Source organism: Mycobacterium sp., from assembly GCF_035653355.1.
GTDB lineage: Bacteria > Actinomycetota > Actinomycetes > Mycobacteriales > Mycobacteriaceae > Mycobacterium.
Window position 1 is genome coordinate 1 of sequence record NZ_DASRBZ010000536.1, and the last position, 8,697, is coordinate 8,697.

At 64.4% G+C, this 8,697-nt stretch carries 12 protein-coding genes and 1 pseudogene; 5 read left to right on the forward strand and 8 right to left on the reverse strand.

Going from position 1 to position 8,697, the window contains the following annotated elements:
* The first annotated feature begins 47 nt into the window (after positions 1-47).
* From VFA16_RS18370 to VFA16_RS18390, 5 genes are all read left to right on the forward strand, one after another.
* Complete coding sequence (locus VFA16_RS18370; RefSeq protein WP_324969199.1) at positions 48-863, forward strand: NAD(P)-dependent oxidoreductase; 816 nt, start codon at positions 48-50, stop codon at positions 861-863.
* Complete coding sequence (locus tag VFA16_RS18375) at positions 860-1,657, forward strand: NAD(P)-dependent oxidoreductase (RefSeq protein ID WP_324969190.1); 798 nt, start codon at positions 860-862, stop codon at positions 1,655-1,657. The genes VFA16_RS18370 and VFA16_RS18375 overlap by 4 nt, the downstream gene beginning before the upstream one ends.
* A 112-nt stretch (positions 1,658-1,769) precedes the next feature.
* Positions 1,770-2,975, forward strand: coding sequence for a cytochrome P450 (locus VFA16_RS18380; RefSeq protein ID WP_324969191.1), 1,206 nt, complete (start codon positions 1,770-1,772; stop codon positions 2,973-2,975).
* Complete coding sequence (locus tag VFA16_RS18385; protein ID WP_048890098.1) at positions 2,972-3,166, forward strand: ferredoxin; 195 nt, start codon at positions 2,972-2,974, stop codon at positions 3,164-3,166. The genes VFA16_RS18380 and VFA16_RS18385 overlap by 4 nt, the downstream gene beginning before the upstream one ends.
* 150 nt (positions 3,167-3,316) lie before the next feature.
* Positions 3,317-3,646, forward strand: coding sequence for a hypothetical protein (locus tag VFA16_RS18390; protein ID WP_324969192.1), 330 nt, complete (start codon positions 3,317-3,319; stop codon positions 3,644-3,646).
* Positions 3,647-3,689: 43 nt separating this feature from the next.
* On the opposite strand, the gene VFA16_RS18395 is transcribed toward VFA16_RS18390, so the two are convergent.
* From VFA16_RS18395 to VFA16_RS18430, 8 genes and pseudogenes are all read right to left on the reverse strand, one after another.
* Positions 3,690-3,989 carry a DUF1330 domain-containing protein gene (locus VFA16_RS18395; protein WP_324969193.1) on the reverse strand — a complete coding sequence of 100 codons (300 nt, stop codon included), beginning with the start codon at positions 3,987-3,989 and terminating at the stop codon, positions 3,690-3,692.
* 20 nt (positions 3,990-4,009) lie between these two features.
* Positions 4,010-4,198: a ferredoxin gene (locus VFA16_RS18400; protein ID WP_324969194.1), complete on the reverse strand. Its 189-nt coding sequence runs from the start codon at positions 4,196-4,198 to the stop codon at positions 4,010-4,012.
* Positions 4,195-5,448: a cytochrome P450 gene (locus VFA16_RS18405; protein WP_324969200.1), complete on the reverse strand. Its 1,254-nt coding sequence runs from the start codon at positions 5,446-5,448 to the stop codon at positions 4,195-4,197. The genes VFA16_RS18400 and VFA16_RS18405 overlap by 4 nt, the downstream gene beginning before the upstream one ends.
* Before the next feature lie 160 nt (positions 5,449-5,608).
* Positions 5,609-6,115 (reverse strand): hypothetical protein, encoded by a 507-nt coding sequence (locus tag VFA16_RS18410; protein WP_324969195.1) that lies wholly within the window; start codon positions 6,113-6,115, stop codon positions 5,609-5,611.
* Positions 6,112-6,729, reverse strand: a complete 618-nt coding sequence (locus tag VFA16_RS18415; protein ID WP_324969196.1) for a TetR/AcrR family transcriptional regulator — start codon at positions 6,727-6,729, stop codon at positions 6,112-6,114. Before VFA16_RS18415 ends, VFA16_RS18410 begins: the two co-directional genes overlap by 4 nt.
* 172 nt (positions 6,730-6,901) lie before the next feature.
* Positions 6,902-7,255: pseudogene (locus VFA16_RS18420) on the reverse strand (acyl-CoA dehydrogenase family protein); the annotation flags it as partial.
* Positions 7,252-8,397 carry a thiolase family protein gene (locus tag VFA16_RS18425; RefSeq protein WP_324969197.1) on the reverse strand — a complete coding sequence of 382 codons (1,146 nt, stop codon included), beginning with the start codon at positions 8,395-8,397 and terminating at the stop codon, positions 7,252-7,254. The gene VFA16_RS18425 and the pseudogene VFA16_RS18420, both read right to left, overlap by 4 nt.
* Positions 8,390-8,697, reverse strand: a 308-nt coding sequence (locus VFA16_RS18430; protein ID WP_324969198.1) for an enoyl-CoA hydratase-related protein, incomplete at its 5' end; no start/stop codon positions are given. The genes VFA16_RS18430 and VFA16_RS18425, both read right to left, overlap by 8 nt.

Here is an 8,697-nt window from a genome sequence, read left to right on the forward strand (position 1 = left end):
CCTGCGGTGACCAACGCGACGACCGATGTCGATTTGGAGGCCGGTTGATGCACGTCGGATTCATCGGATTGGGCAGCCAGGGCGGCCCCATGGCACGGCGGATTGTCGACGCCGGTTACCCGACCAGGCTGTGGGCGCGCCGGCCGGCATCGCTCGAGCCGTTCGCTGACACCGCAGCGAAGGTTGCCGGATCTCCGGCCGAGCTTGCCGCCGACAGTGATCTGGTCTGCCTGTGCGTGGTCGGTGACGCCGATGTCGACGAGCTCACAGGCGGTGAGCAGGGCATACTGGCCGGTCTGAAGCCCGGCAGTGTGATCGCCGTACACAGCACCGTCCACCCCCACACCTGCCGGGAGTTAGCCAAGAAAGCTGCAGCACACGACGTCTCGGTGATCGACGCGCCGGTCAGCGGCGGTGGTGGCGCGGCGGCGGAAGGCCGCCTGCTGGTGATGGTCGGCGGGGAGGTCGACGTGGTCGAGCGGTGCAAGCCGGTGTTCGAAACCTACGCCGATCCCGTCGTTTACCTCGGCGAGCTGGGCTCCGGGCAAACCACCAAGCTGCTCAACAACCTGTTGTTCACCGCCAACCTAGCCACGGCTGCTACCACGCTGGGGCTCGGCCAAGAACTTGGTGTCTCGCCCGAGGGTCTCACCGAAGTCATTACCCGCGGCAGCGGGAACAGCTTTGCGCTCAACGCTCTTGGCGGCATCGGCGGTCTGGACCGACTGGCCGGATACGCGGGCTCGCTGCTGCAAAAGGATGTCCGGCTGGTGGCTGATCTTGCCGAGCGGGCATCGGCCTCACCGGGTGCAGTGCTCGACGCCGCCGACGCGGCGCTTACGTTGATGAAGCACCCGCGGTGAGGATTGGGTTTATCGGTGTTGGCCGGATGGGCGGTCCCATGGTGGCCCGCCTCGTGCACGCCGGTCACGAAGTGCGTGCCCTGGGCCGAACCGCCGAGAAACGTTGCGCCGTCGCCGAACTCGGAGCGACCGCCACATCTGACGCGTCGGAGGCGGCCGCCGCGGCCGACGTCGTCGTGATATGCGTGTTCACCGACAGCCAAGTGCAAGAAGTGTGTTTGGACAGCGATCTGCTGGCGGCCATGCCGTCAGGTTCGGCGCTGGTGGTGCATACCACCGCAAGTCCCGCCACCATCGAGGCGATCGCGGCGCGAGCGGCACCACATGGCGTGGCTGTCGCCGACGCCCCGGTCAGCGGAGGGCCGCACGACGCGGCAGCCGGCAGCCTGACCCTGTTCGTGGGCGGTTTCGACGACACCGTGGCCGGCCTGCGGCCGGTATTGGGTTGTTACGGCGATCCCGTCCTGCACGTCGGACCGATCGGCGCCGGGCAGAAGGTGAAGCTGGTCAACAATGCGTTGTTCGCCGCACAGATCGGGCTGCTCGCCGAATCAGTGGAGCTCGGCACACGGCTCGGCGTGCGGGAATCCGTGCTGCTCACCGCACTTCCCCACGGCAGCGCGGCGAGCCGGGTGCTGAGCATCGTTGCGGCAAGCGGGTCCGTCACGTCGTTCATCGGGGCCGTGCGCGAATTCGTGGGCAAAGACGTCGCCGTCGTCAGGACGGTGGCTGCCGAGCTGGGTAGCGACCTCGGGTTGCTCGACGGCGTGATCGATGCCGCGGTGAAGGGATGACATCTCGCCACGTTTGTGTTCCGGTCCGCCCACGTACGCGATACTGTTAGCGTTACAGTCAGCCACTCCGCTGTAACGGTCCAGCCCGCAATTCGCCGCTGAGGAGGAGTCAGTGACCAAGTCGAAAGTCGTCTTCGACCCGTTCTCCGAGGAGTTCTTCAACAGTCCGTACGAGATGTACCGGCGGATGCGTGAGGAAGCCCCGGTCTACTACGACGAGAAGTACGACTTTTACGCGCTGACCCGGCACGCCGACGTGGCTGTGGCCTTCAAGGACTACGAAACGTATTCCTCGGCACGCGGAGTTGACCTGGCCATGGTGCGGTCGGGCCAAGTCCCGCACCCGAAATCGATCATCTTCATGGATCCGCCGGAACACCGCCACATGCGCAGCCTGCTCAACAAGGTGTTCACGCCGCGAGCGATCCAGTCGCAAAAGCAGATGGTCACCGAGACCATAGAGCGGTTCCTCAATGCCGCCAACCCCGATCATTTCGACGTCGTGCAGGACTTCTCGGCACCGTTTCCCGTCGAAGTGATTACCACGATGCTCGGCGTGCCGCCGGAACACCGGCAGAAGATCCGGCTGTGGATCGACGAGTCGCTGCACCGCGAGCCCGGGCAGGTCGAGGCGAGCGAGGCCGGTATCCAGGCCAACATCGAGACCGCCATGTTCTATCTCAGCCTGGTCCAGGAGCGGCGCAACGACCTGCGCGACGACCTATTCACCAAGCTGATCACGGCCGAGATCGAGCGGGAGAACGGGGAGAAGAGCAACCTCGACGACATCGAGATTGCCGGGTTCGCAACACTGCTGGGTGGTGCCGGCGCTGAGACCGTGACCAAACTGATCGGCAATGCGGCGGTGGTCTTTGCGCAGAACCCCGACCAGTGGCAGAAGCTGCTCGACGACCGCAGCAAGATCCCGGCAGCGGTGGAAGAGCTGTTGCGCTATGAGGCGCCGTCGCAGTACAACGTGCGCTGCTCGCGCAAAGAGGTGACCCTGCACGGTGTCACGATTCCGGCGGGCAAACCGGTCTTCTTGATCGGCGGCTCGGCCAACCGGGATCCGGAGGCGTGGACCGATCCCGACAAGTTTGACATCGACCGCGACCCGCATGAAGCGCTGAATGTCGGCTTCGGATACGGGATTCACAGTTGTCTGGGGGCGGCGCTGGCTCGTATGGAAAGCGCGACCGCGCTGGAGAAGCTGCTCGACTTCATGCCGCGTTATGAAGTGGACTGGGCCGGCTGTAAACGCGTCAACATGCAAAACGTCGTGGGCTGGCAGAACGTACCAGTAAGGGTATTGCGATGAAAAAAGTCGAAGTTGATTTCGGTCTTTGCGAAAGCAACGGGGTGTGCATGGGCATCATCCCTGAAGTCTTCCACCTGGGCGATGACGACATGCTGACGGTGCTTCAGCCGGAAGTCACTCCGGAGAACGAGGAGTTAGTGCGCGAGGCTGTCCGCCAATGCCCGCGTCAGGCGATCTCGATCAAGGAGTAGCTTACCGGGCACTATCTGCACGGCTGTGACACCCGGCCGCTGTCACGCCCACCCGCCGACGCGCGGTTGCCGAAAGGGCGACTGATGACTGCTGCGCAGGCGAGGCCGCTGGCGGATAATCACCACATCGACCACGAAAGGTGAGCAGTCATGACCGACACAGCCTCGACCACCGCCTCGCCAAGCACTCCGACTATCCCGACTTGGACCCGCTGGCTCTACCCAATTCTCGCCATCACCGGCATCGCGGTCGGCATTTTCGTCATCGTCGCCGGCCTCTACTTACTGTTCGCGCAGCCGAGCAACTGTCATCCCATGATGAAAGCCGTCGCGCCGACAGCCCAGTCGAAGGATTGTTGTGCCGACATGATGCAGGGCATGAAAATGCCGATGCAAAATATGCCGAACAAGCCATCCATGTCGCCCATGCCGGGCATGCCCTCTATGCCGAACATGCCCATGCCGACGCCCAGCCGGTGAACGTACCAAGGACTGTTGACGATCCGGACGAGCCGACACCGCTTTAAGCCGGCGGCGCCTCGAATCCGCTGAGAATCACCGCGTTGCAGTCGGCGGCGGCCTGCCGCAGTTTGGCTGCTTTCTGGTAGGCCTCGGACTCGTACCACTTGCGGGCGGCGTCGACTGAGTCGAATTCGAGCACCACGGTCTGGTGGCCGTGCCAATTGCCTTCGACGACTTGGGGCGCCGTGTCCACGGCAAGAATGTTGACACCACCCATCGCCGCGCCCGCGGCCTTGGCGTAGGCCTTCATGCCTTCTGGGTTTTTAATGGCCTCCGTCAGGATGATGTAGCCCTTAGGCATTGAAGCTCCTTGGTGTGCTGTCAGCTTTCATTGATGGCTTGCTCGGGGCAATCTGCGATCGCCTGTCGTGCCGACTCCTCAAGCCCGGCAGGGACTTCCGGCACCTGGACTTCGGAGTAGCCGTCGTCGTTGAGCTGGAACACTTCAGGGCACAACGTGATACACACGCCATGACCACGACAACGCTGGTCGTCGACGGTGACTTTCATGCCGGGTCGAACTCCAGGTGCAGTTCGGTCAGGCCGCGCAAGATATACGTCGGAACATAGCGGTAGCGGCGGTTGTTCGTCGCACCGTGCACCCGCTCACAAATCCGGATGTCGGCCGTGCGGTCGAGTAGTCGTTCGATGCCTACGCGTGTCTCGGCCCGGGCAAGTGGCGCACCGGGGCAAGTGTGGATTCCGCGCCCGAACGCAAGGTGCTGACGGGCGTTCTTGCGTGCCGGATCGAACGTGGCGGGCTCTTCGAAGCGGCGCGGATCACGGTTGGCGGCCGCTTGCAAGACCATAACCGTTGTGCCGGCGGGCATTTCGACACTGCCGATCTCGGTCGGAACGCGGGACAACCGGAAGTCGCCTTTGACCGGGCTGTCGATGCGCAGTGTCTCTTCGATGAAATTCGGGATGCGACTTCGGTCTTTGCGTAGAAGCTGCTGGATGTCTGGGTTCTCGGCCATGATCTTCAGTGCGCTGCCCAGCAGACGCACTGTGGTCTCTTGGCCCGCCGAGAACACGTTGGTCGCCACGCGCACGACATCAGCCACGTCAGGGATGGAGCCGTCGGGGAAGGTCGCCGTCGCCAGCCCGGTCAGCACATCATCGCGGGGTTCACGGCGCCGATCTTCGATATAGGTGGCGAAGCGCCCGTAAATGAATTCCAGCGGGCTGTGCGCCAGCGATTCTCCTTCGGTGCTGCCTAGACCGCCACCCACGTTGCGGTGGAGATTCTGGACGAAGTCGTCGCGGTCGGCGTCGGGCACGCCGAGCAGATCGGCAATCACGAACAGCGTGAAGGGAGCGGCGAAGCCCTTGATGAACTCGCCCTCGCCACCGACCAAGAAGTCGTCCAGCACCCGGTCGGCGAGCAGCCACATCGCGTCCTCGTTTTCTTTGAGGCGCTTGGGCGTGATCAGGCGCATCAGCAGCGCGCGATGGTTGGTGTGAGTCGGTGGGTCGAGCGTGGGCAGCTGGTCGCTGAACGGCAGCTCGTCGCGGTGCTGCTTGATCAACTCGGTGACATCGTCGCCTTCCAGCGGCACCGGGAAGCCGGGGAACGGCCCGGTCACCGAGATGCACGACGAGAATGTCTCGGCGTCGTTGAACACCGCGACCGCCTCGTCCCAGCCGGTCACCATCATCACGTCGTGATGCGGTTCGCGCACCACCGGACACTGCTGGCGCAAGGCCTCGAAGTAGGGGTACGGATTCTCGACAAGCCGCTCGTCGCGGAAGAAGTCCATCGCGGTCAAGTCAGTCACTGTCCGCTGCTCCGTTCGACAATCTCACTTCGCGAGAATCCGACTCTCAATGATGAGTATTAGATTTCCATAGCAGTTGTTCGGCGTCAACCAAGCTTGGCGACGGCGGGCGGTACCTGGATGAAGTCGGCTGCAGCTCGTGTCAGCTGGCAGGCACCAGGTCAGCCGCCACCGACGGGCTCGCCATGATGCCGCTTCGGAACGTCTCGGTCGCACCCACGGTCGTCTTCGGAACCGCGGCCGCCGCCAAGGCATGAGCCTTGAATGCCTGTGCGGCAGCGCTGAGCTGGTGCTGCACCCGGCCGACGCTGTCGTCGAGCTCGGCCGGCCAAGTTTCGCCCCACAACGTGACTTCGGTGACGCCGTGGTCGAGGGCCTGCAGCACGCCTTGCCGGACCCGCGAGTCGCACCCGAACAGATCCGCGGCAGCGGCCAGCGTCTGCGGATGCGGCCAGTAGTCTGCCGACGCCAACGCATATTCCAGGTCAAGCGTCCGTGCGCCGAGAATCCGCAAGGGCCGATCATCGGGATGGTCGGTGAGCAGCACGGTGACGTCCCAGCCGGCCATCGCCCGGTCGAACAGCCAGCCGCCGGCGAACGTCACCACGTCGACGACGCTGGCGGCCACCACGTCGAGCCGGTACCTCATTTCGGGTTCGGTGGCGTGAAGTCGCGAGCCAGAGACTCCGCGTACCCCTTGAACACCTCGGTCAGCGGTATCGAGGGATCGAGCAACCATGTGGTTTCCATTCCGTTGATGAAGGCGAGGATTTCGACTGCCTTGACGGCGGGGTCCATGTCGGTGCGATACCGGCCGGCCTGCTGGCCTTGCCGGATGAGGTCGGCGACGATGTCGACAGCGTCCCGATATCTCTTGACAAGACGGTCGTGTAGCGGCGCATCGGGCAGCAGGTTCTCGACCAGCAGGACGGTGTAAGCACCCATCAATTCTGGTGTCCGGTCGTACCGCTCAGGCACCCGTTCGATTTCGGCGATCAGATCGCCCGCTCGATCGGCGTGAGCATCGTCGTCGGCATCTCGGACGTCGAGCACCGCGTGCAGGAGCTGTTCTTTGGACTGGAAGTGGTGCAGCAGTCCGGCCGGACTGACACCGGCTTCGCGGGCAATCTGCGCCAACGTGGTGTTGCGCCAGCCGTTGCGGGTCAGCAGCCGCTGTGCAACCGCGAGGATCCGCTGTTTGCGGTCCTCACCCTTGGCAAGCAGCGTGTCGTACGGGCGGGTCGCGCTGGAGACGCCGGACACTCCACTCCTCTGGGACGAACTAACCTAGTGAACACACAGTAGGTTGGTTTGGTCGATGTGACAAGGGTCTCAGCGCAAGGCTTTTCTGCCGTTGGCACAACCCCAGCGACTTGGCGATGATCACCTTCATCACTTCACTGGCTCCGGCCTAGATGCCCGCGGCGCGGGCGTTGACGAGGTCGGCCAAAAGGCCGCCGGTGATGAACGTCTTGACGCGGTTGAGGACGTACTCGTCGCCGTCGCGCACCGCGGTGGTGCGGATGCCCGCGAGATCCGAGCGGGTGCCGGGCTCGGTCATCGCGATCGCGGTAGTCGGGAAGGCCGGAACCTCCGTACTCCTCGGGGATCGCCATGCCCAGCATGCCCAGCGACCCGAGTTTTCCGAAGACCTCGCGCGGCTGAATGTTTTGGAAGGCCGGCTTCTCTTCCACTCGGCGTAGTGCGGTTCGATCTACTTATCGATGAAATCCCGCGCCAGCTGCCGGAATGCCTCGTGGCCTTCGATGAAGAGTTCGACGCAGGTCAGGCCACAAGCTCCACCAGGGTGGCGTTGGCCGTGCCACCGCCCTCGCACATGGTTTGCAACCCGTAGCGAATTCCGTTGTCGCGCATGTGGTGCACCATGCGCGTCATCAACACCGCCCCGGACGCGCCGAGCGGGTGGCCCAGCGCGATCGCGCCGCCCAGCGGATTGAGCCGCTCAGGATCGGCGCCGGTTTCGGCCAGCCAGGCCAGCGGCACCGGAGCAAAGGCCTCGTTGACTTCGAACACTCCAATCTGCGACAGCTGAACTCCGGCCTTCCGCAGCACCTTTTCGGTGGCCGGAATCGGGCCGGTGAGCATGAGCACAGGATCGGCGCCGGTGACCGCGCCGGCGCGGTAGCGCACGAGCGGGGTCAACCCGAGCTCGAGCGCCACCGGAGGTGTCGTGACCAGCAGCGCCGCTGCACCGTCGGAGATCTGCGAGGAGTTGCCCGCGTGGATCATGCCGTCGTCGACGAACGCCGGTTTCAGCGTGGCGAGTTTTTCCACGGTGGTGCCCCGGCGCACGCCCTCGTCGTCAGTGACCGGCTGCTCGTCGACCCACACCGGAACGATCTGGGCGTCGAACGCGCCGCTGTCCTGCGCGGCGGCCGCCCGCTCGTGCGACAACGCCGAGTACTCGTCGAGCTGGGTGCGGGAAAATCCCCATTTCTTGGCGATCATCTCCGCGGAGATGCCTTGGTTGAAGGAGAAATCGTTATAGCGCTCAAGGACTTTCGGCCCGTACGGCATGCCGGTAGCCCGGGCCGCACCCAGCGGCACCCGGCTCATCACCTCCACCCCGCCTGCAACCACGACGTCCTGCTGTCCCGACATCACCGCCTGCACCGCGAAGTCGAGGGCCTGCTGGCTGGAGCCGCATGCCCGGTTAACCGTGGTGGCTGGGATGGTCTCTGGCCACCCGGCGGCCAGCACCGCGTAGCGGCCGATGTTGCTGGACTGATCGCCGACCTGGGACACACACCCCCAGATCACATCGTCGATGAGCTGCGGATCGATCCCGGCACGGTCGACCAATTCCCTGAGCACAACCGCCGACAGGTCGGCGGCGTGCATGGTCGACAGCGCCCCGTTTCGTTTGCCAACCGGCGTGCGCACCGCCTCGACGATCACCGCTTCACGCATCGTTTCGCTCCGATCTGGGCACCGCCCATCGACCTGTGAACGACGGCTCGCGTTTCTCGGCGAATGCCGCGTAGGCCTCGGCTGCGTCCGTGGTCGCAAAGTTCACCGACTGGGCGCGGGCTTCGTTGGCTAACGCGTCGCGCAGCGTCCGATCCGCGCCTTCGTTCAGCAACGCCTTGCTGTGGGCAAGCGCGATCGTCGGGCCCGCAGCCAGCCGCTCAGCGAGCTCGGTAACGAAGCCGTCTATTTCCTGCCGGGACACCAGCCAGGTCACCAGGTTCAGGGCTTGGGCCTCCTCCG